Consider the following 18,775-nt stretch of genomic DNA (forward strand, 5'->3'; position numbering starts at 1 on the left):
AAATAGTTTACATGAAAACCTTATTATAATGGATATATTAGTTTATTCTTTCTTATGTAAAAGAATAAATTCAAATTACCACAACCCAAAGATTGTGGTAGGAAATTTTTATGTGTATTCCTTATTATTTATTACGTTTTGAGGAAGTATTTTCATTGTGTTGTTTTTCATTTGTATTGTTCATTTGTTCATTAGTTAGATCATTTTCTTCACGGACATCTAAATCGTCAGGGCTTAAATCTGCTCCAAATTCTACTAGGTCCTTTTCACTTTTATTGCGCTTTTCTTTTGTCAAAGTTATCACCTCCGATATTAAATTACCCATTTTGGCGTAAATTATACTTGTAAGAATATATGCTAAATGCTATTTCCTCGGTAATAAGCTATTCAAGTATCATTTTATTGCACTTTTCATTATCTTGTTAAATCGTTTGATAAACATGCAATCAATTTTTTTATAGTCTTTAAAAAAGTTTGTTCACCAATTTCTTCTCGATGTAAAGGTAGCAACATGATTATTCGAAAAAGGCCAATTAGAATTTCAGGATCTTCTTCAGTAACTCCTTTCCCCTGTAAAAATTTCACAAAGTCTAAAGAACTTTCTACATCTTCTTTGGCATGATCTTCGATAAGATCTTTCGGGAGTCTCTTAATTATTTTCTCGTACTCCCCTCTTTGATAAAGATTTTGTAAAAATGCATTTTCCTCTATTGCTTTAAAAGAAATTTCAAAAAATCTAATTAATAGTTCTTTTGGTGGTAAGGATTCATTCATTACCTCAACAATGATTTTATTTTTTATTTCTTCTTCTCTTCGTAACACAGCATAAAATAATTCTTCTTTTGAAGGGTAATAAGAATAAAAAGAACCTTTTGCAATCCCACATGCATTTACTATGTCATCAATACTTGTTTTTGAAAAACCATACTGAATAAATAACTCTTTACTCTGGTTGAGAAGTGTTTCATGTATTTGTTTCCTCTGTTCAGTTGAAATTCTTGCCATCGTTATGCCACCTCTTTATTTGACTATTTGTTGATTTTTAGTCATATATCTGTTAATTTAATTTTATTCAATTTATTCTTTTTTGTAAAGAGATGGCTTATTCAGAAGGAGACAAGCAATATGAGAAAAAGAAGTAATATTCCAATTCATGGTTTTGTTGCACCCGGTTTTGAATTAGTGAAGGAAGAATTTATTAAAAATTTTACCAACAGAGGAGAAGTTGGAGCAGCGTTTGCTGTATATATAAATAACGAGCCCGTTGTTGATTTATGGGGAGGATATCGAGATCGCAAAACTTGTGCTATATGGGAGCAAAACACATTAGTTCAAGTATTTTCAGCTACAAAAGGATTTGCTGCATTAGCTTTAAGTCTAGCGCATTCAAGAGGTTATATTGATTATGAAGAGACAGTTTGTACATATTGGCCCGAATTCGCTCAGAATGGCAAAGAGAAAATTACAGTTAGGCAGCTCCTGGCACATCAAGCTGGTTTGTCAGCTCTAGATAGATTAAAAATTGATAATTTAGAAGACCTAGATACTTCACGGTTATCACAGTCCCTTGCTGCAAGTAAACCCGATTGGGAAGTTGGAAAATTTCATGGGTATCATGCATGGACAATTGGAACATTAATTGCAGAGCTCATTAAAAGAACTGACCCAAAACATCGTACCCTAAAAGAATTTTTCAAAGAAGAAATAGCTGAACCGCTAAATGCAGAATTTTATATAGGATTACCTGCAGAAGTTCCAAAGAACAGGATTACAACGATTGAAGGCATAAATCACCCTATTCAGTTACTTAAGGGCATGACCAAATTACCGCCAAAAATGTTACTTGGTTTTTTAAATTCCAAGTCAATTGTAGCTCGGAGTTTAGTTGATCCTAAAAAATTTGTTGCAAATGATAATTTTAATCATCGTCCTATTCTATCTATTGAATTTCCTTCAGGTAACGGTTGGACAAGTAAGAGGGATGGCAAAAATTTATGGTGCATTTGCAAGCCGTGCGAAGATACTCGGAATAAGCTCTTTAACAATGAATGAATTAAGTATGGGCGCCACACCTCCAAATGCAGGCTATTACGACCATGTAAATTGTATAGACATAGCATACTCTTTAGGATTTTGGAAACACTTCCCTAAAATGCAATTCGGTCGAAGTGAAAGCTCTTTTGGACATCCTGGAGCTGGAGGTTCATTCTGCTTTGCTGATCCGGACGAGGGATTAGGATATGCCTATGCTATGAATAAACATGGATTTGGCATGGCTAATGAACCAAGAGAACTTGCTCTAAGGAATGCGTTGTATAGTTGTCTTTCAAGATAATTAGATGTCATTTCACAATAATTTATTTTAAAATATGACTATAAAATAAAAGGAGAACAAACTTTATGGCTGAAAAATATGTGCACCACATTTGCATACAAACGAATACATATGATGAATCTTTAACTTTTTACAGCGAAGTATTAGGATTTGAAGTAGCGCAGGAGTCACCAAATTTCCACGATAGACATTTTAACACTTGGTTAAAACTTGGAGGATTTTATATTGAACTTCAAACAGGAAAGTATAATGAAGAACTTGATACATGCAATTCAAATGCTCTAGGCATTGTACATTTCTGTTTATGGGTTGACAATCTTAGTCAAGAAGTAGAACGGTTGAAGGATATGAATGTTCATTTTATTCGTAAAAATGATGAAATTATTTATAAGGTTGAAAATGGCCAGCTTTGTAAGTTAAAAGCACCTGAAGGAACTATTATAGAGCTTCGTGATAATACAGGAATATAAAGTGTTTAGGGGGACTTTCTTCATCTCGCTTCGCTTTTAGAAATAAGCCAGGACTCATTATATAAAGAGTCCTGGTCATTTGTTTAGATGGCTTAACCTATTCTAAGTTTTTCACTGCTTATAATCCTCTCAATTTTTGTCCAAGCTATAAACAAAACCCCTTTACTCCACAAGATTGCACAGAATTTCTAAAAGTAGGGATCAAAAATGAAGAAAAAATTTATGTTAATAGTAAGTTTAACAGCTGTACTATTACTCGCCGGATGTTGGGATGTTAAAGAACCACAAAGAATGTACTATATTGATGGAATTGGTATCGATTATAAAGATGGTCAATATGAAATATATATGCAAATCATAAATTTTGCGAATGTAGCTAAATCTGAAGGACCTACTCCTCAAGCAGCACCATCAGAAATTGGATTTGCGAAAGGTAAAACGATGGAAGAAGCCTTTTTTAAATTATATCGCTCCATCGATCAAAAAGTTTTCTGGGGACATATGACTTTTATTCTTTTCTCTGAGAATGCCTTAAAAGACGAGAACTCAATTCCTGTTATTGACAGTTTTTTAAGGCATCGGGAAACTAGATACCAAATATTGACATACGTTACAAAGGACCCAATTAAAGATATTCTTTTAATCACACCAATATTAAATAAATCCCTAACCGCTTCAAAACTAAGCAATCCATTGCATACAAAAGAGCTACAAACATATGTAGAGCCTGTTGATTTACGAAAATTAATTATCAGCTTAAATGAACCGAGTCATGAAGTGAATTTGCCACTTGTAACAATTAATAAAAACTGGGAAACGACTAATAAACCAACAGAGGAAACTGCTTTATCTGGTTTCGGAGTAGTTTCAAAGGATGGATTTAAAGGCTATATAAATGATGGGAATGCAAGAGGTATCCAATGGATGTTCCATAAAAAAACTCGAGGAGACGTAACCATTAAATTAAACAATAAAGAAAAAGAATTTTTAACAGTTGATTTAGAAAAATTAAGCACAAAAATTAAACCAATTGTAAAAAACAATGAAGTAACATTTGAAGCGGAAATAAAATTAAATGCAATCATTAATGGTTTCCAAGGAAAAGTAAACACCGACCAAATAAGAGAAGGTATTATTAAGGAAGTAAAAAAAGATATTAAAAAATCTTATGAAGCAGGTATAGAATTAGATGTTGATGTTTTCCGCTTATCGGAGCACCTATATCGAAAAAACGTAAAAGCATGGAAAAAAATACAGAAAGATGGCAAAATTCCATTGACAGCAGATTCACTTAGTAAAGTAAATGTTATCGTAAATAAAGTTAATCCTGGTCGAAAAACATTTGCTGAAACAATTAATGAATAGCTATATCATTGCGTCCGGAATCGGCCGGAAGCTTAAGACCAACAAGCGAAAGCGTAGCGTCAGCAGCAAATATAAAGTGCCAAAGGTTTTGGCCTATTTCAACTGACGTTTGGACATCCGCTGAAAAGTAACGTAAAATCGCCTTCATCCTCTCCCACCTGTAAGTTGGGAGAGGAATGTAGCTGATGCTTTGCTTTCAAAAACATTTGCTGAGAGAAGTTAAAACTCATTTGTGTCATCTATTCAACGATATATTCAATTCACTGAAATAAAGTCTCATTTGAACTGTGATTTTTCATTCTATGTGGTATAATGCTGTTGATGGCTAAGCCATTAAAAGGGCAAGACCAATTCTGAGCTGTAGTAATGTCAAACGCTACAGCTTTTAATATTATTATTTTAGAAAATATCGGGGTGCTAATCGGACGACGCACCACTATCACTGCAACTAGATGTATCACTATAACTAGACACACTGTCCGAGCAATTGTCTGTATTTGAATCTTCAATGGATACGAATGAATTTGTTGAACTATAATCTATATGACTACTTGCATGGTTGGAATGACTTCCTATTGAACGATTATGATTAGAGAATTCCTTTTTTATTAAGCTAATCACACCTACCAAAATAATGAATCCGATAAATACAATAAAGAAACCCATTCTTCTCTCCCCCTTTCAAATACTATTTCAATTCAAGCGACAAATAAAGTAGAGGATGCTACTTACTTTCCTGATGGCGAACGTCCTTACAATTCGTTCACTACAACATTGAACCCTAACGTTTCAGCTTCTTGACGGTCAAAGCCTTCATCTAAATGCATACACCAATATTTTGAACGTACATCAGGTCTCACTAACTCACTCAATTTTCGTAAGGACAAGTGCACATTGCCCCCATAATCAGCTTTACAAGTATCAACATAAACATAATCGTATGCCATTGGTTTTAGTAAAGATGATTTTAGGCTATTTGTATCTCCAGTATAATAGATAAGTTTGTCATCTATAGATAATTCAATTGAATAAGAAGGTATTTCTTTAACATGACTAGATTTTTCGAAAAGCACTTTACAGAAATGAAGTGAGTACGGTGTATCCGATTGACATTTTTTTATTAAACATTGCACGCCTGGAATAATGCCATTAATGGCCAACAATTCTTCAATTTTTACATCATAAACGGAATAAACAGATACATTAGATTTTGCCATTTCGCCATGACAATAATAGCTATAAAAAATAAAATCAGCAAGGCTTCCTACATGGTCCGCATGAGTATGAGTGATTAATACATAGATGTGCTCAATACCTTCCAGTAAATTATGTTCCTTAATGCGATGAAAAATATTGCTACCACAATCAATTAACAACATTTGATTTCCTATTTTATAATAAGCTGATGTATTGCCTAATTTCGTATTAAATGCACTACCCGAGCCGATAAATTTCAACATAAAATAGCCTCTCTTCCATATTTACTTTATTTCACAATTAAAGGATAGGTTCTCAATGCTACCCCTTTTCCGTCTAAGAACTCTCTACTTTTGGTATTCTCCTAATGCTTTCTTTGTTAGTTGAGTCCTCTCAATAATTTTTACCACTGTTAATTAGATCAGATCGGAGGATATTTCATACCTTCTTCCATCGTCTAATACAATTAAATCAATCTCTTTAGTTTTGCGTGATAAAAATATTCGTATACATAGACGGTTCATTTTTAAATGTCACTGTCTATATCATATCTTCTATATTTATAATTTTTGTTTACTTCTTCAGTTTTAATATTACTTTGATCTACACCTTGAGCAGCCTGATTTTTCAAAAACAAATAAAATCAATATGTATTTTCCTTCCTACGCCCCATTCTTTTTCCGAATGTTTTTATTAGGAAAATTTATATATTTATCCCTTTCGAATGGATCATCACCAAAACGTGTGGTTGATTTCCGTTCCGACTGGGCGCTTTGTAGTTGTCGCTATGCTTTCGCTACAGAAAACATTTGCCGCTGACGCTTCGCTTTCTCGCAGAGCAGAGCTTCCTGGGGGCGTCCGATGAGCCGCTTTTGGTGTTGCTGTCGCTACGCTTTCGCACAGTCAAAACATTTGTAGCTGACGCTTCGCTTTCGCTACAGAAAACATTTGGTGCTGCCGCTACGTTCACACTACGCTTTCGCACAGAAAACATCCGCTACGCTGCAGGGTCTCGGGCCAACACGATGTTGGTCACGAAGGCGTTATCACAGGATGTGATGCTTTTAGCCTTCGTTCCTCTATCGCTGATCCCCGAGGAGTCGCCCAGTCTCCATTACATATAGAAGTTTTAACAAAAGTCATTCGCAACTTTTGGTGATGAACCTTTCGAATTATTCATTTAATAATATTGGAATAAAAACAAAAAAATGAAGGGATTGGTGTTATGAAAGCTATTATTTTTGACTTCGATGGAACTTTAGCAAACACATTACCAATTTGTTATTACGCCTTTCAGAATGTCTTCAAAGAATTTGACAATAAAGACCTTTCTTCTGAAGAAATAAAAGCAATGTTCGGTCCTTCAGAAACAGGAATTATTAGAGAAAATCTAATTAATTCAAATAAAGAGCAAGCTATTGAATTGTATTATCAAAAGTATTTAGAGAACCATTCTTACTTGGTTAACCATAATGTAGAAATTGATAACATGATCAAACATTTAAAAGACTATGGTATTAAATTAGGCATTGTTACCGGAAAAGCAAGAAGAAGTTTAGACATTTCATTAAAAGCTCTTCAAATGGATCACCTTTTTGATGTCATAGTAACTGGCGATGATGTTATTCAGCCAAAACCTCATCCAGAAGGAATAATCAAGGCTTTATCATTATTGAGTGTACGAAATAATGAGGCTATGTATGTTGGAGATAGTGATGCTGATATACAAGCAGGAATTGAAGCAAATGTATATACCGTAGGAGTTCAGTGGTTGCAGGATTATCAAACTTTTGAATTTAAAATAGAGCCTCATTGTTTTTTTAGCGGCGTTAAACATTTTGTTGATTTTCTTAATATAGGTAGTCGTCATGAGTTATAAATGGTTAGAATGGGCGAAGAAGATACAAGCAATATCCCAGGCAGGGTTAACTTTTTCAAAAGACGTTTACGATATTGAACGCTATGAAGAATTAAGAAATTTAAGTGCCCAGATAATGCTAGAATACACTGGATTAGAAATGCAAAAAATCAAGGATTTATTTACGAATGAAACGGGTTATCAAACACCCAAAATTGATGTTCGAGGAGCAGTATTTACTAACAATAAAATACTACTGGTAAGAGAAAAAATTGATGATAGATGGTCTTTGCCAGGTGGTTTCTGCGATATAGGTTTGTCGCCTAGCGAAAACATTGTCAAAGAAATTAAAGAAGAAGCAGGATACGATGTAGTTCCTACGAAATTACTTGCTTTATTGGATATGAATAAGCACCCTCATCCACCTCAACCATATCATTATTATAAATTGTTTATTCAATGTGAGATTATTGGTGGGCAAGCAAGTAATGGTTTGGAAACAAAAGGAGTACACTTTTATCATGAAGATAATTTACCAAACCTTTCTTTAGGGAGAAATACAGAAAGTCAAATTAAAACGCTTTTCGAATTCTTAAGAAATCCTCATAAAGATACGATTTTTGATTAGTTTTTAAGTTATTGGAATCATTAGCCAAGAAAGATTGGATTTATCAATCGATCGCTAATTCCCTACTAAAAGCCCAATTTCTTATTTTTAGGCTATTTTCGTAAAGATTGTTGCTATCCAATTAGCGGAGCAGATTAGTTGAATAAGCATTTATATGAGCCATTACTTGCAAAAATCAAGGCATCGACAAGGAAAAGCAATTAGTTATCGCTGAAGGGATCTCCAAATTGCGCGACCTAATTGATAAAAATGAATGAGTGAATCATAAGATACTTTTATTGAAAGGAAAATGATTATGTTTTTCATAGCATATTTACCTATTTTTCTTTACTTATTATTAGAATTTTATAGAAGTTCACCTGTTAAAGAAGAAAAACGAAATCGTGGTTCTAGTTTTTTTATCGGAGTTGTTTTAGCCTTGATGGTAACCATTCCGGAGATTATTTATTTCTTTACAATAAATAAGATTAATTCATTGTTGTTTTTTGGTGTTATTGTCGGGCTAATTGGTGTATGGATCAGATTTTCTTCAATGAAAATCTTAGGGAGATTTTACAGTAGGAATGTCGGAATGCAGGGGGAACATAAGTTAATTCAAGACGGTCTATATAAATATATTCGCCATCCTGGTTATTTAGGGTCTTTTTTGACCTTTTTAGGATTTGCTATTTCTTCATCTTCGTTCATTGCCATTATCATAAATATCATTTTATTTTTCCTCGCGTATTCGTATCGTATAAAAATTGAAGAGAGAATTCTTGTTACACTATTTGGTGATCAATATAAACAATATCAGTCCAAGACTTGGCGAATTATCCCGTTTCTATACTTATATATCCTAACGAATCTCTATATATCATTGTGAAGAACTATACCTAAAGAAATGGGTGACTTTAGAGATTTTTTCTAATTCACGAAATAACAAAACAGAAAGGCAGAATTTATTCTACATGTTTTGTAGATTAAATCTGCCTTTTAGTTTTCACAGCAACAATCTTTCGAAGTTAGCTTAAAGTAATAAATCGCGCCTATTTATTTATAGCGATTTGATTTGGAACTAGCTCTGATTAAATTTTCCCTTAACATTTTCCGGTAAGTCATCCACATTTATTACTTTTGGGTCACCAGTATATCCTTCTAAGCTTCTAGGGACACGGACAATCGTTCCTTTTTTAAAAGGTTTTTCTGCAAAAAAACTTACAACCTTTTCATTTCCATCTTTATCATAGCCCTCTAGTGCGTATACGAAGTGACCATTGCTATTTGGAGTTTGTAATTCCTCGTTAATTTGAACATAGTAGTCTTTTTCTATCATAGCACCTTTGTCACCACAACCAACTAAGAAAGTAGTGAATAAAATAGTAATTGCTAAAAATTTCATAATCTTCATTTCTTATGCCTCCTCTTTTATAACGAAATAGTCTCGTTACATAAGAGTATAGATAAAATCTCCACTACCTTAAATTTCGGAAGATGACAGTTAGCTGACAAAATTGTCATCTTCAAAACTACTATGAACTTGAGTAATCATTCACCTCTCACCTTCAGTAATCTCTGTCAATATCCAAGATTTTTTGCCGTTCTGCTTTAAAATCAATAACTTGCCCAGTTCATCTCTCTTTATAAGAATGAAAAGTGTCCTACCAACAACAGACGAACAAAGTATGCTACGTAATCTCCCCCAAAAAACGAATCCCCCTTTACTCTAATGAAATACGGCATTACTGTAAAAGCGCAATGGGATTTACCAACACATCAATGATCATTGTACTTTACCTCTGCATATTCTTATGTTTACGAATTATTATTCTAGTTATAATCAAAGCACTTACACCAGCTAGAACAAAGAAAATGCATATAAGTAATTGGACGTTGTCTGGAAGATATAGAGCAATAAACCAACTTCGTACATTTACGCCTAAAAGCTTTAGAACAATGGGCACAATCCCCTGTGGTAATGTGAAGATAATCCCCATCATAACGAGTAGACCTACCAAAATGGACTTTCCAGCAGATAGATTAGAAAATGTGTCGTCAGTTTGAGCTACTTTGTTATCCACGGCTTGAGCTATTCCACCACTCTGCATGATAGAGAGTATATCTGGACCAAGAGCTTCCAAACGACGATATGCCAAGCGCCCAAAATACCAAGCGATGAGTAAGCCGGTACACAATCCCACAGGTACACCGATCCATCTTAGCAAGTTTTGATGTAACAACGTCCCTAAGGTCAAACTGACTAATGTAGGTATTGAAGCAAAAAACAGCCATATCAACAACAATAAATTGGTTATAAATAATTTCCCTGCGTTCATGTCATCACCAGAGACAATTGTGCCGCGTCCACGCCGATGAGGGTCCGTCACAGGTACGAGCTTGTAAACTGAGAGGAACAACATTAGTCCCGCCCCTCCACCCAATAGTAATGGAAGCAAAGCCAAAACCCATGCCCATGCCCAGTCCAACTTACTGAAATAAAGGAATAGGAGAGATATTACGATCGATACGGGGGCTACAACTATTATCCATGCAATTTGCCTGCCTCGCACATCGTGCCGTTCTGCACCCGGTGTAGTAATAGTCATCCAAAGAGCACTGCCATCAAACCCATAAAGATTGTTCGAGAACATGCAAGTGAACATCACAAGGACTATGCCGACCCAGGGCATTAATAAAGTAACACCGCTCAACGATACAAATAAGCCATAGAATAATCCCGTCCACAGCCCCATCCGCAACAATCGCCCCCGCTGCGGATCACGCATCCAAGTTTTCAGTTCCTTAAGAACGACCACCCCGATTTTTGAAGTTTTTGGCGTTAGAATATTGGCCCAAGTAAGGAACAATGATTTATTTCTGCTATAACGTCTTATACGAGCTTCATTTTTTGTGCTTCCTGATAGCAGTCTTGCCCATGTAATCAATAGTAATCCACACAATAAAGCCAAACCACAGAGAACACCTACAGCTAAAAAATAATGGGATCGATTTACAGCTTCAATCGCTACCATAGCCCAACCTGATGGCAATATTCGAGCCGCTAAGGAAATTGCTAGGGACGGTTCCTCTACGAACACGCTAACCGAGGGAAGTAAATACCAACCGACGTTAAGTAAAGCTATAACGGCTCCTATGATCAACGCCCCGAATTCCAAACCTAATCGAGATTTCGATGCCTCCCCAATCGCCCCCATCACCACTTTGGACAACAGCATGATAATTACAAGTTGCAACAACATCGCAGGTATGGCAACGATAACAGACCAAAATCCAAGTCTTGCTGCATAAATGATGAGAGAGAAACAAGCGACTAAGCTAACGATTGGTCCAATATCGATGAAAGAGGTACCAAGCAACCCTAAAGCCAATCTTCGTTGGGCGATAGGCAGCAAGGTGAAGTATTCCGTTTTCAATACCCCTTCTCCGCCAACTAACATAGGCCCTATGATCCAACCAATCATCCAAAAGCCACAAGCGATACAAATAAGATCTGCTGATGCTTCATGATTATATAGTACACTAAGCATAATCGTACTAACTGCCAGCAATAGACCGATAACCCCGCCGCTCATCATGAGAGTCGCTCGTCCCCCGCTCATCGAGTGGCGAAGCAAAGAAATTTTCATTCGAATCATTACATTAACCATGATAATCTCTTTCCTTCTTCAGGGCGCTTCCCAACTAACTGAACGAAAGCCTCTTCCAGACTTTCACCATTACGCACAAGATCCAACGGACCTGTAGCAGCCACTTTCCCCTTCGCAATAACAGCAACATGATCACACAACTGCTCAACTAACGCCATGACATGGCTAGATAAGATGACAGAACCGCCAGTGGCAACAAAACTCTGCAAGATCGTTCTAATTGTTGACGCAGAGATGGGATCAACCGCCTCGAACGGCTCGTCAAGCACAAGAAGCTTTGGAGAATGTAGAAGGGCCGTGGCAAGACCAATCTTCTTTCTCATTCCAGTGGAATAGTTTATAACAAGCGTACGCTCATCATCACGGAATTCCAAAATATCAAGCAATTCTTCTGTACGCTGGGCAACAGTCTTTGCATCAAGTCCCCGCAATAATCCCATATAAGTCAAAAGTTCACGCCCGGTTAACCTTTCTGGCAATGACATGCCATCTGGCAGAACTCCGATTAACGTCTTTGCATGTAAAGGATTTGACCAAACATCAACACCAAATATTCTAGACGCTCCACTATCTGGGCGTAGCAGTCCTACTGCCATAGATAATAGAGTCGTTTTTCCTGCACCGTTCGGACCTACCAAACCGAAAAATGAACCGCTAGGCACAGTCAGGTTGACACTATTAACAACAGTGTTCTCTCCAAATTGTTTGCTCAGTCCGTGCAGTTGAAGGGCCGAATCCCCGTCTGTCATAACATTTCCCTCCTCCTTAAATTACCTTCTGATTGTGCTCACAAAGTTTCGCTCTTATCGGTTGCTAATTTAAATAAAGTGATTAATTCTTGTGCATAAGCATCAAGATCCAGTTCGGGATTCATCATAATTTGCGGCGGCACTGCATCAATCGCCTGCCTAATTGTTATAGCCATTACTCTGGAAGAAAATGTTCGAAATTCTCCGTTCTTTTGTCCATATTGCAAAATTTGCTCTAGATCGTAAATAGCTGCCTCCTGAAGATTAAAAACAAACGACTCCTTTCCTTCCTTAAGACGAATTCCAGACCAAATTTCTAATAGAGCTAACATATATGTCTTATGTGTAGACATAAAGGCAATGTTGCTTTCAAGGTATACGCTTAGCATATCCCTTGCGCTAGTGGCAGATTGTATAAGCGGGCGCATATAAGAATCGCCAGAAGTATAGACCTTTTCAATGACATGCCGAATCAACGTTTCTTTGTTTTTGAAATGGTAGGATATTACTCCCGTACTGATGCCTGCACGTTTGGCAATTTTCGCTAAGGATGCTTGTGCAAATCCCAAACTGGCTATTGTTTCGATTGCGCATTCGACAATTTGCGTTTGCCTAGCAGCTTCAATAAAAGTAAGTTTTTTTTGATTATTCGTATCATTATTTATATTCATATTTTAAAATTAGCATGACCGTTCAAAAATTTCAATTGTTATTTTGGTTGATTTTGGATTTTTTGATAGTTATGGGGATTTCCGCATTATTCATGTCATTCTTTACTTGAAACTCTTCGATTGATGTTAAGGTTATTAGAGTTGCTTTCAGTCCAATTAAGTCTCCAGCCTTGCATTAGCTGCACAAGTTGGAGTAGGACTGTTGCAACTTGCATTATTCACCTTGCACTCTCAAATAGATTCATAAATGTTTCTACTTTTTGTCATTCAGCTTCAAAATTGGATAACTTGCCCATCTTCTAAATCACTGAAATGTCCATTGCGTTGATGAAACCAATTAGGGACAACCTCTTTTTGCACTTGTCGATTGGATTATAAGTACGCTGTTGTTGTTTTCGAGCTACAAATCGAAGTTTATCCGCTTCTACTTCCTCAATTGTTGTAAACTTCTTAGTAGTCCAAACTTGCAAAATCTTTTCAACGTAATTCCAACGAAGCACATTGTTCTCTATTGCTTGCTTCCTAGCACGGATTACAAGCTCTTCTGACATTTCATTACTCCAATGACCGATTTTGTACGTGACATGAGCGGCTAGACAACCAAAGCCATTTTACTCATAAAATTGGAATGCGGTTTGTAGTTTTGGAATGTTCTCTTTTGAAGAATGGCTCTAATTATAGTATTGGTGGTTTTTCTGTGAACGGCTATTCCGTCACCGGATTTTCACTAAACGGCTCAACTTGTAGCGTTTCGAACACCGAGAGTTCAACCTTTCTAAATTTCCCCATGTTTGTTCTTCCCTGCACTTTGTGAACATAGCCAACTACCGATAACTCAACCTTTTGCTTTTCAGTTGAAGCGAGTGTCTTTCAGAAAAACCCTTTGTCTAATACAACATAATTCTCCTTGTTATGAACCCTAAATATTGCCATAATGTCCCACCTTTTGTTTTATACGTACTTTGAGTCATTCATTAACTTATATCTGATTTGACACAAAAGAAGGGACAAATATTTAGAGTCTATTATTCCTCATCATTACGTGGCATCCGCCAGAGGCTTTAACTTCTTTGCTTAATAAGGCAAAAAAACAGGACATGCTACAATAGCACGTCCTGTTTTTCCCTTTTTATGGTCTTTTTCAACGTTTTATTTATATAACTCTTTATAAATAACTACTTTTAGGGCCGTTATTTCTTCATCTGTTAATTTACCTTCCATTTCTTGAATGACCTGTTCTTTCGTCATTGAACCATTTTGTACTTTTACTCTTATATTATTAAGCTCCGAAATCCCAACTTTTTGAATAATTACTTTTGTAGCCTCTTCTTTTGTTGTAAACGGCAATTTGCTGCTGTCTGCAGTTTTAGCCTCTTCCATAAATGATTTTAGTTGAGGGTCACGTTCAATCGTATTTTTAATTTCATCCATTTGTCCGCTTTGCTCTAATTCTGTTGAAATAGTATCAACAACCTTATCGGATGCATACTTCATACCATAATGATAAACCCCATAACCAATAACACCGATGAAAATTACAATGATCAGAAGGAATTTAATAAATCTCATACTCTCACACTCCTTAATTCTAAACATAATAATACTATATAGTGTGGAAAGATGAGAAATGATAACCTAATAAAAACTTTCACAATATTATCCTTTTTAACATATCCAACACACAAATACAAAGAACATGCAAAGGATTAATTAAGTTTGACACGACATTGAGCTCAATCCTGACAAGCAAATTAACCTTCTACTATTTCTTTAAATTCTTTTCCCTTTTGGACGTATGTGTCGATTGATAACTGGATTAACTCGATGTCTTTATCTTGTAGCTGACGTACGACTTTCCCTGGTGAGCCAACGACTAATGAACGAGGTGGGATTTTTGAGCCTTGTGTAATAAGTGTGTTTGCCCCAATAATGCATTCTTCCCCAATTTCAGCATGATCTAAAATAACAGAACCCATACCAACAATCGAGCGGCGACCAATTTTACAACCATGTAAAACAACTTGATGACCTACTGTTACTTCATCTTCTACAATAACTGGAGCCCCTTCATATAAATGAATGGTTGAATTATCTTGGATACTACAACGTTTTCCGATGATAATACGATCTTCATCTCCGCGTAGTACAGCGTTAAACCAAATAGACGATTGTTCACCAACCGTAACATCTCCAATAATATACGTGCCTGGCGCCTGAAATACTGATTCATGAACATTTGGCTTCTTTAAAGCGTATGTAATCTCCATAAAAATCACCCTTTCAATCATCGGAATATTTTGCTAAAATTTAGTATAACATATTTTAAACGGAGGTGCTATATTTGAATCAATTATGTTCTGTATTAGCAATAAAATACCCTATTATCCAAGGGGGAATGGGTAATATCAGTAGTCCTAAACTCGTGGCAGCTGTATCGAATGCAGGTGGCTTAGGGACAATCGGCTGTGGAACAATGACACCGACCGAAGTTGAAGAACGCATAGTTGCAACGAAGCAACTAACGCAAAAACCATTTGCCCTCAATGTGCCAATCAATGTTAATCCTTATACAAAGGAATTATTGCAATTAGCTATTACACATAAAGTACCGGTCGTTTCTTTATCGGCAGGTAATCCAACTTTATATATAGAGAAATTGCATACACATCATATTCGAGTTATCGCTGTTGTAGCCTCTGTTAAACATGCTATTAAGGCCGAGCGAGGCGGAGCAGACGTGATTGTTGCTGAGGGTTATGAAGCTGCAGGAATTAACTCCGATTTAGAATTGACAACCTTTACGTTAATCCCTCAAGTAGTCGATGCGGTTTCTGTACCTGTTGTAGCAGCAGGTGGTGTTGGTGATGGTCGCGGATTAGCAGCTGCGTTAATGCTTGGAGCGGCTGGTGTTCAGATGGGAACTCGCTTTATTGCTACACAGGAAATGCCGGTACATCAGACTTATAAACAAAGACTAATTGATGCAACTGATGTGGAAACGGTCATTCTAGGACGTTCGGTTGGACAAGTTCGCCGTGTGTTATGTTCCCCTTTCACCTCTTCGCTTCTCGCTGATGAAGCAAGAGGTATAACACTTGCTGACTATCAAGAACGTACTTCCGAAACCTATCATATAAAAGGTGCTATGGAAGGAAATGAACAAGGCGGTTTTATGAATAGCGGTCAAATCGCAGGGATTATTCAAGACTTACCGACCGTTATGACTCTTATCGAGACTATGATGGATGATGCTCGGCAATGTTTAAATCGGACATTATTGAATACATTCCAAGACTCAGTTAGGGGTGTTCAATTATGACAACTATGATCGACTTAAAGCGAGTGATTGCTGGAGAAATTGAACCACCAGCATGTGATAAAACATTAGGTATTCATGTAAAAACGGCTATTGCCGGTAAAGCCGTTTGCACTTGGAACATCGATGAACGCTTTTTAAATGGGCATCAAGTCGTCATGGGAGGATTTATCACTTCTGCAGCAGATATTACGATGGCCTATTCGATGGCTTCAATATTAGAAAGTAATCAAGGGTTTGCGTCGATCAATTTGCAAACAACATTTTTACGACCACTTCACACCGGAACGGCTACGGTTGAATCAACAATTGTCAAACAAGGCCGAAAAACATGCTATGTGGAAGCAACCGTTTCTCAAAATGGACAATATGCTGCCAAAATAACATCTTCTATCATGATCCTCTAAATGAATACGTTCTCGTAGTGTTGAAAAAAATAGTCGGGAAAATATTTGTAAAGATTGTCGCGCTTTCATAAGAGTGATTTCCGCCCCAGGCTTTTCGCTTTACTATGGGCTTATTTCAAAAGTGAACACTATGAGTTGCCGAAGATTCTTTATTTCACTATAAATTAGAGGAACATGCCTGAAGAGTCATGCGAAAGATCAGTGGTTGATTGGAGTGAAGGCTTGGCGACTCCTTGGGGATCAACAATAGGGAACGAAGGCTAAAATCATCACGTCCTGTGATTACGCCTTCGTGACCAACATCGTGTTAGCCCGAAACCCTGCAGCGAAGCGGCTCATCAGATGCCCCCAAGAGGCTTTGCTCCGTGCGAAAGCGCAGTGTGACGAAGCGGCAGCTACAAAGCGCTCAGACGGAACGGAAATCAACTCCTCGTTTGCTAAAAAACCATATTTTAACATAGAAAAAGCTTATCCATAAATATGGACAAGCTCTTTTTTCATTCTTAATTATCTGCATGGAATATTTCTTCAAAGAAACGGCATGATGGACCTTCCAATAAATTATAATATTCTTGGAATAATAGTGCAGCATGATTTCCACTCCACATAGGCGGTAATAATTCCTGTGGTAGTCCTGGATCGATAAATAAAAATTTACGGTATTCATGAACAAGATTTGTACGCTCTACAAAACACTCGGCATCCGACATTTCTTGTCTTGAGATTGCACTTTGATGAATAATATATTGCTTACTATATTGATCCATAAACTGCTCATAACGGGCCTCAATCTCAGCCAACGACCAGCTTTTTTCGATTAGTGCTTCATGATCATGAGGGCCAATGTATTCAGCTGTAAAAAAGTCTACATGATTCGCAATATCATATTTTTGAATGAGGAGTTTAACTTCTTCTTCTAAATTATTCGGGGATATCCAACAACCATTCGAAAAGGACCCAAATCCACTCCATAAGAGCTCTTTACGTAATTCATCTCGAATTTGTCGCTTATCTTCTGGAATAGAGTACATTAATAGTCTCCATTTCCCATCCCACTGAGTCGGTTTTAACTTGAAAATACGATTTGCCGCCTCTTGCATTCGTATTTCACCGCGTTTTGTTAAAAAATAATAACTACGATTCCCCCGTTTTTCTGATTGCAGCCATCCTTGTTTAACCATTCTAGATACAGATACGCGTACATTTTGCTCTGTGTGACCGAATTCTTTTAATAAACGAATCAAACTACCGATCCAAATTTTTGAACCGTAACGTATAATATAATCGCCATAGAGCGTAAAAATCATAGACTGTGTATTTGCACCCATTCTCTCCCTCTACTTTCTAACTCATTTTCCTTGAAATGCAGGTTGCCGTTTCTCACTGAACGCCTGTAAAGCTTCGAGACGATCTTCTGTCGGAATGACTAACTCATATGCTTTTGATTCGATCGCAAGACCCGTTTGTAGATCGGTATTCATTCCTTGCGTAATAGCATATTTTGCTTGACGAACAGCGACAGGGCCATTTTGCATAATTCGCATTGCGAGTGATTCACATTCGTCCAACAACGCCTCTTGTGGCACTGCTTTTAAAATGATGCCTAGAGCTTCTGCCTCTGTAGCGGTAATTTTCGCGGCTGTTAAAATCATTTCTTTTGCCTTCATTTCACCGATTAATCGTGGTAATCGCTGCGTACCACCTGCACCAGGAATTATTGCCCAGCTTGTTTCAGTTAGTCCGAGTAGTGCCTCGTTAACTGCAATCGCAAAATCACATGCCAATAACCATTCAAATCCACCACCTAATGCATGCCCATTCACTGCTGCAATAGTTGGTTGTGGTAAATTTGCTATACTATTAAACACGTCTCGAATTGCTCGTACGTTTCGACGTACTTCTTGCGTTGTTAATGTTTTTCGCTCTTTTAAATCAGCTCCCGCACTAAATGCCTTTTCGCCAGCACCTGTAAAAATGACAGCGCGGACATCCTCATCTATATGTAATTCATCTACTACTTGTTGCAGTTGAGATAAAGTATCATAATTGAAACAATTTAACACCTCTGGGCGATTAATTGTTACATATGCAATATAATTTTCTATTCTAAATGAAATACTTTTCATTTGCAA

General features: G+C 36.8%; 23 protein-coding genes. 9 read left to right on the plus strand and 14 right to left on the minus strand.

All coding sequences use genetic code 11. The annotated features are described in order from the left end of the window. Positions 1–124: 124 nt before the first annotated feature. Together C7Y47_RS25045 and C7Y47_RS18890 are read right to left on the minus strand one after the other, a co-directional pair. Positions 125–304, minus strand: a complete 180-nt coding sequence (locus C7Y47_RS25045; RefSeq protein ID WP_255505268.1) for a hypothetical protein — start codon at positions 302–304, stop codon at positions 125–127. A 110-nt stretch (positions 305–414) separates the two neighbouring features. Continuing rightward, positions 415–1,005, minus strand: coding sequence for a TetR/AcrR family transcriptional regulator (locus C7Y47_RS18890; protein ID WP_142510168.1), 591 nt, complete (start codon positions 1,003–1,005; stop codon positions 415–417). A 120-nt stretch (positions 1,006–1,125) separates the two neighbouring features. Here C7Y47_RS18890 and C7Y47_RS18895 point away from each other — a divergent pair, with 120 nt between their 5' ends. From C7Y47_RS18895 to C7Y47_RS18905, 4 genes are all read left to right on the plus strand, one after another. After that, positions 1,126–2,052: a serine hydrolase domain-containing protein gene (locus C7Y47_RS18895; protein WP_255505257.1), complete on the plus strand. Its 927-nt coding sequence runs from the start codon at positions 1,126–1,128 to the stop codon at positions 2,050–2,052. Beyond that, a complete protein-coding gene (locus C7Y47_RS25805; RefSeq protein ID WP_255505258.1) occupies positions 1,982–2,335 on the plus strand; it encodes a beta-lactamase family protein in 354 nt (117 codons plus the stop codon). Before C7Y47_RS18895 ends, C7Y47_RS25805 begins: the two co-directional genes overlap by 71 nt. A gap of 65 nt (positions 2,336–2,400) precedes the next feature. Then, positions 2,401–2,805 carry a VOC family protein gene (locus tag C7Y47_RS18900; RefSeq protein WP_142510169.1) on the plus strand — a complete coding sequence of 135 codons (405 nt, stop codon included), beginning with the start codon at positions 2,401–2,403 and terminating at the stop codon, positions 2,803–2,805. A gap of 207 nt (positions 2,806–3,012) precedes the next feature. Continuing rightward, positions 3,013–4,170 carry a Ger(x)C family spore germination protein gene (locus C7Y47_RS18905; RefSeq protein ID WP_142510170.1) on the plus strand — a complete coding sequence of 386 codons (1,158 nt, stop codon included), beginning with the start codon at positions 3,013–3,015 and terminating at the stop codon, positions 4,168–4,170. Here C7Y47_RS18905 and C7Y47_RS25050 read toward each other — a convergent pair. From C7Y47_RS25050 to C7Y47_RS18915, 3 genes are all read right to left on the minus strand, one after another. Further along, on the minus strand, positions 4,160–4,318 hold the full coding sequence (locus tag C7Y47_RS25050; protein WP_185903536.1) for a hypothetical protein: 159 nt from the start codon (positions 4,316–4,318) through the stop codon (positions 4,160–4,162). The two genes, C7Y47_RS18905 and C7Y47_RS25050, sit on opposite strands and share 11 nt — an antisense overlap. Positions 4,319–4,587: 269 nt before the next feature. Beyond that, positions 4,588–4,836 carry a hypothetical protein gene (locus C7Y47_RS18910; protein WP_142510171.1) on the minus strand — a complete coding sequence of 83 codons (249 nt, stop codon included), beginning with the start codon at positions 4,834–4,836 and terminating at the stop codon, positions 4,588–4,590. An 86-nt stretch (positions 4,837–4,922) separates the two neighbouring features. Further along, the gene (locus C7Y47_RS18915; protein WP_142510172.1) at positions 4,923–5,630 is read right to left on the minus strand and encodes an MBL fold metallo-hydrolase; all 708 of its coding nucleotides are present in this window, start codon (positions 5,628–5,630) and stop codon (positions 4,923–4,925) included. A 962-nt stretch (positions 5,631–6,592) separates the two neighbouring features. On the opposite strand from C7Y47_RS18915, the gene C7Y47_RS18920 reads away from it, so the two are divergent. From C7Y47_RS18920 to C7Y47_RS18930, 3 genes are all read left to right on the plus strand, one after another. Beyond that, positions 6,593–7,246, plus strand: coding sequence for an HAD family hydrolase (locus C7Y47_RS18920; RefSeq protein WP_142510173.1), 654 nt, complete (start codon positions 6,593–6,595; stop codon positions 7,244–7,246). After that, on the plus strand, positions 7,236–7,853 hold the full coding sequence (locus C7Y47_RS18925) for an NUDIX hydrolase (RefSeq protein WP_142510174.1): 618 nt from the start codon (positions 7,236–7,238) through the stop codon (positions 7,851–7,853). Before C7Y47_RS18920 ends, C7Y47_RS18925 begins: the two co-directional genes overlap by 11 nt. 295 nt (positions 7,854–8,148) lie before the next feature. Further along, positions 8,149–8,718: a methyltransferase family protein gene (locus C7Y47_RS18930; protein ID WP_142510175.1), complete on the plus strand. Its 570-nt coding sequence runs from the start codon at positions 8,149–8,151 to the stop codon at positions 8,716–8,718. 192 nt (positions 8,719–8,910) lie between these two features. Here C7Y47_RS18930 and C7Y47_RS18935 read toward each other — a convergent pair whose 3' ends face one another. The 7 genes from C7Y47_RS18935 to C7Y47_RS18965 all read right to left on the minus strand — a co-directional run bounded on the left by C7Y47_RS18935 (position 8,911) and on the right by C7Y47_RS18965 (position 15,187). Further along, complete coding sequence (locus tag C7Y47_RS18935) at positions 8,911–9,243, minus strand: DUF1093 domain-containing protein (protein ID WP_142510176.1); 333 nt, start codon at positions 9,241–9,243, stop codon at positions 8,911–8,913. Positions 9,244–9,625: 382 nt separating this feature from the next. Next, positions 9,626–11,500, minus strand: a complete 1,875-nt coding sequence (locus C7Y47_RS18940; RefSeq protein WP_142510177.1) for a hypothetical protein — start codon at positions 11,498–11,500, stop codon at positions 9,626–9,628. Next, positions 11,488–12,249: an ABC transporter ATP-binding protein gene (locus C7Y47_RS18945; RefSeq protein WP_142510178.1), complete on the minus strand. Its 762-nt coding sequence runs from the start codon at positions 12,247–12,249 to the stop codon at positions 11,488–11,490. The genes C7Y47_RS18940 and C7Y47_RS18945 overlap by 13 nt, the downstream gene beginning before the upstream one ends. A gap of 38 nt (positions 12,250–12,287) precedes the next feature. Further along, positions 12,288–12,920 carry a TetR/AcrR family transcriptional regulator gene (locus tag C7Y47_RS18950; protein WP_142510179.1) on the minus strand — a complete coding sequence of 211 codons (633 nt, stop codon included), beginning with the start codon at positions 12,918–12,920 and terminating at the stop codon, positions 12,288–12,290. A 299-nt stretch (positions 12,921–13,219) separates the two neighbouring features. Next, on the minus strand, positions 13,220–13,492 hold the full coding sequence (locus tag C7Y47_RS18955) for a DnaD domain-containing protein (protein WP_255505269.1): 273 nt from the start codon (positions 13,490–13,492) through the stop codon (positions 13,220–13,222). Between the two features lie 577 nt (positions 13,493–14,069). Continuing rightward, a complete protein-coding gene (locus tag C7Y47_RS18960; RefSeq protein WP_132358317.1) occupies positions 14,070–14,489 on the minus strand; it encodes a hypothetical protein in 420 nt (139 codons plus the stop codon). Positions 14,490–14,671: 182 nt separating this feature from the next. Next, a complete protein-coding gene (locus tag C7Y47_RS18965; protein ID WP_142510181.1) occupies positions 14,672–15,187 on the minus strand; it encodes a gamma carbonic anhydrase family protein in 516 nt (171 codons plus the stop codon). Between the two features lie 74 nt (positions 15,188–15,261). Between C7Y47_RS18965 and C7Y47_RS18970 the strand changes: the two genes are divergently transcribed. Both C7Y47_RS18970 and C7Y47_RS18975 read left to right on the plus strand, forming a co-directional pair. Continuing rightward, entirely contained in the window at positions 15,262–16,239 is a 978-nt protein-coding gene (locus C7Y47_RS18970) for an NAD(P)H-dependent flavin oxidoreductase (RefSeq protein WP_142510182.1), read from the plus strand. Beyond that, positions 16,236–16,643: a PaaI family thioesterase gene (locus C7Y47_RS18975; protein ID WP_142510183.1), complete on the plus strand. Its 408-nt coding sequence runs from the start codon at positions 16,236–16,238 to the stop codon at positions 16,641–16,643. The genes C7Y47_RS18970 and C7Y47_RS18975 overlap by 4 nt, the downstream gene beginning before the upstream one ends. Positions 16,644–17,146: 503 nt before the next feature. Here C7Y47_RS18975 and paaX read toward each other — a convergent pair. Beyond that, positions 17,147–17,971, minus strand: a complete 825-nt coding sequence (gene paaX, locus C7Y47_RS18980) for a phenylacetic acid degradation operon negative regulatory protein PaaX (RefSeq protein ID WP_142510184.1) — start codon at positions 17,969–17,971, stop codon at positions 17,147–17,149. Positions 17,972–17,992: 21 nt separating this feature from the next. Continuing rightward, the gene (locus C7Y47_RS18985; protein WP_142510185.1) at positions 17,993–18,769 is read right to left on the minus strand and encodes an enoyl-CoA hydratase-related protein; all 777 of its coding nucleotides are present in this window, start codon (positions 18,767–18,769) and stop codon (positions 17,993–17,995) included. Positions 18,770–18,775 lie beyond the last annotated feature (6 nt).

Origin of the sequence: Lysinibacillus sphaericus, assembly GCF_006864135.1 — a bacterium.
Classification (GTDB): Bacteria; Bacillota; Bacilli; order Bacillales_A; family Planococcaceae; genus Lysinibacillus.

Coding starts and splice junctions, on each gene's coding strand:
- C7Y47_RS18890 (WP_142510168.1), bottom strand. CDS start 1,005: ATGGCAAGAATTTCAACTGAACAGAGGAAACAAATACATGAAACACTT.
- C7Y47_RS18895 (WP_255505257.1), top strand. CDS start 1,126: ATGAGAAAAAGAAGTAATATTCCAATTCATGGTTTTGTTGCACCCGGT.
- C7Y47_RS25805 (WP_255505258.1), top strand. CDS start 1,982: ATGGCAAAAATTTATGGTGCATTTGCAAGCCGTGCGAAGATACTCGGA.
- C7Y47_RS18900 (WP_142510169.1), top strand. CDS start 2,401: ATGGCTGAAAAATATGTGCACCACATTTGCATACAAACGAATACATAT.
- C7Y47_RS18905 (WP_142510170.1), top strand. CDS start 3,013: ATGAAGAAAAAATTTATGTTAATAGTAAGTTTAACAGCTGTACTATTA.
- C7Y47_RS25050 (WP_185903536.1), bottom strand. CDS start 4,318: ATGAAGGCGATTTTACGTTACTTTTCAGCGGATGTCCAAACGTCAGTT.
- C7Y47_RS18910 (WP_142510171.1), bottom strand. CDS start 4,836: ATGGGTTTCTTTATTGTATTTATCGGATTCATTATTTTGGTAGGTGTG.
- C7Y47_RS18915 (WP_142510172.1), bottom strand. CDS start 5,630: ATGTTGAAATTTATCGGCTCGGGTAGTGCATTTAATACGAAATTAGGC.
- C7Y47_RS18920 (WP_142510173.1), top strand. CDS start 6,593: ATGAAAGCTATTATTTTTGACTTCGATGGAACTTTAGCAAACACATTA.
- C7Y47_RS18925 (WP_142510174.1), top strand. CDS start 7,236: ATGAGTTATAAATGGTTAGAATGGGCGAAGAAGATACAAGCAATATCC.
- C7Y47_RS18930 (WP_142510175.1), top strand. CDS start 8,149: ATGTTTTTCATAGCATATTTACCTATTTTTCTTTACTTATTATTAGAA.
- C7Y47_RS18935 (WP_142510176.1), bottom strand. CDS start 9,243: ATGAAGATTATGAAATTTTTAGCAATTACTATTTTATTCACTACTTTC.
- C7Y47_RS18940 (WP_142510177.1), bottom strand. CDS start 11,500: ATGGTTAATGTAATGATTCGAATGAAAATTTCTTTGCTTCGCCACTCG.
- C7Y47_RS18945 (WP_142510178.1), bottom strand. CDS start 12,249: ATGACAGACGGGGATTCGGCCCTTCAACTGCACGGACTGAGCAAACAA.
- C7Y47_RS18950 (WP_142510179.1), bottom strand. CDS start 12,920: ATGAATATAAATAATGATACGAATAATCAAAAAAAACTTACTTTTATT.
- C7Y47_RS18960 (WP_132358317.1), bottom strand. CDS start 14,489: ATGAGATTTATTAAATTCCTTCTGATCATTGTAATTTTCATCGGTGTT.
- C7Y47_RS18965 (WP_142510181.1), bottom strand. CDS start 15,187: ATGGAGATTACATACGCTTTAAAGAAGCCAAATGTTCATGAATCAGTA.
- C7Y47_RS18975 (WP_142510183.1), top strand. CDS start 16,236: ATGACAACTATGATCGACTTAAAGCGAGTGATTGCTGGAGAAATTGAA.
- paaX (WP_142510184.1), bottom strand. CDS start 17,971: ATGGGTGCAAATACACAGTCTATGATTTTTACGCTCTATGGCGATTAT.
- C7Y47_RS18985 (WP_142510185.1), bottom strand. CDS start 18,769: ATGAAAAGTATTTCATTTAGAATAGAAAATTATATTGCATATGTAACA.